The following is a 1,867-nucleotide window of genomic DNA, read 5'->3' as shown; positions in this document are numbered from 1 at the left end:
TTGCCAACTTCAATGTCATTAACTATACTATAAATACAAGCCCTAATCCAACAAACGGAGGTAGTATAAGTGGTGGTGGGCAAATTGCTTGTGGTTCAAATTGCACAATTTTAGCAACAGCAAATGCTGGCTACCAGTTTACAAACTGGATTGAGAATGGTAATATCGTTTCAACATCAAATTCTTACTCCTTCATTGTAAATGGAAATAGGAATATAATACAATGTCGTTTAGTTTAGGGATGATCATAATCGTTTGTAATTCATAGCGTAAGGTTTTTTTTGTTTCATATTTCGCGGAACATTTCGCCCAGGTCTTATGATTTCTCTCGTTGCGGCCACCACTTTATCGAAAGCGGCTATCGCCTTGGGGAATTGTTTTCGTAGCATGACTGCAATCATAATATCTTGTGTCATGGAGATTGCGTTAGTCCTGTTGATCTTTTGGCTGTGCTTCCTGTTTTGATCTGCTTTGAATTCTTGCTTGACTTTTTCTTCTATGGGGTGAGCATAGGCGGCACATAATGTCAGCAAGAATACCTTGGCGAAAAAATCCTGCTTGATGGCCTTGGCTGTCTTTCCCGAAAAATTCTCTAGTTCAGCCCTGCATTTGAGCAACTTATAGGCTTCTTCTTCGTTCCACCTGAGGTGGTAAAGTTCGTCAAACTCTTCATATGGATATTCTTCGGTATCGGTCAGCGAAGTGCATAAAATTTCTGTTTCACCGTTAGCTAAGACCACTTTTATCAGGCGACAGGTAATTTCCTGGTTAATCATGTGGGGATAGTCAGCCAATTTCTTGCGGTCCTTAGGAGGTAGCTTGAAGGTCACCAACCGCTCTTTGTCCGAACTTTCAGAAAATTCTTTTACTTTGAGCCACCAATTATCTTTCAGCCGGACACAAAACTCAATTCCTTTTGCCTTCAACAGAATAAGTAACCAGAAACAAGGATACCCCCGGTCAAGCAATAATAAGTCGCCTTTCTCCATCTTTTCAAGGTGTTGAACCAGCAAATCGCCTTCGCTGCTTTTGTAGGGAGAAATTCGTGCATCAATGGTTATCTGGTTCAGCACATCGTAAAGCAAAGAGGCCATCGCCAGCGAGCGTTCGCTGTCTGCTTTGGGTCCAAACTTCTGCATCCCAAACTCTTCGATAATGCTGGGGTGGTTTGGAAGCATTAAACGCGTGCCATCAACAGCCAAGGTGCGCATGCCGTGCCATTGATAATATTCAGCATGGTCATAGAAGGTTTTAACGGCTACTTCGTTCAACCGAATGAATGCATAGGGTTCTAACTTTGCCCGTGCCTGGGTCAGCGCACCTTTGGTAACCTCCCGAATCTTAAAATCACTCTTGGAAAGTGCTTTGAAAAAGGAGTCCAGCTCGCGTTGTATGGAACTTTTAAAACAGATGATGATTACTATTAAGTTGCTGAATGTAAGCTTTCTATCTCTTGTGAACACCCCCTTCCGGCCGTCTTTTGAACGGCTCCTATACTCTTTGTTTTCGAGTTCATATGTTATATTTTTAGATAGTAGTTCACGATAATCTGCTTTTGGGTTATGGTTCGGGTTACCCCCTATATACCCTCTAAAGGTAGAACATCATCCACACTCTGCCAAATTTTCAAAGAACTATTTTCTGTTTATTTGTAATTAAATCAAGCACTTATATACCTTTGCCTAACTAAACGACATTGGCTTATGATCTTTAATGATGCCGGTAATAACTTTCTCTAAATCATTTTTCCATTGTTTCATCATCAGAGCTCCACGGTTTTTAACAGCAAAAAACCATTTGAACATAACAATTTCTATAATTACCATCCATAGTGTTATTTTGTTGCAGTATGTTGCATCTGATTTAT

Annotated in this window: 3 protein-coding genes; 1 reads left to right on the top strand and 2 read right to left on the bottom strand. The window is 40.5% G+C overall.

The window, feature by feature from the left end:
* Positions 1 to 239, top strand: a 239-nt coding sequence (locus WCG05_05695) for a hypothetical protein (GenBank protein MEI8321472.1), incomplete at its 5' end; no start/stop codon positions are given.
* 6 nt (positions 240 to 245) lie between these two features.
* On the opposite strand, the gene WCG05_05690 is transcribed toward WCG05_05695, so the two are convergent.
* Positions 246 to 1,463 (bottom strand): IS4 family transposase, encoded by a 1,218-nt coding sequence (locus tag WCG05_05690; protein ID MEI8321471.1) that lies wholly within the window; start codon positions 1,461 to 1,463, stop codon positions 246 to 248.
* Positions 1,464 to 1,682: 219 nt separating this feature from the next.
* Positions 1,683 to 1,867: hypothetical protein (locus WCG05_05685; protein ID MEI8321470.1), on the bottom strand; the 185-nt coding region annotated here is incomplete at its 5' end.

It is taken from the genome of Alphaproteobacteria bacterium, from assembly GCA_037146715.1.
Taxonomy (GTDB): domain Bacteria; phylum Pseudomonadota; class Alphaproteobacteria; order UBA7879; family UBA5542; genus JBAWWO01.
Note: the sequence above shows the minus strand (reverse complement) of the source record. Positions and strands in the feature narration are given on the sequence as shown.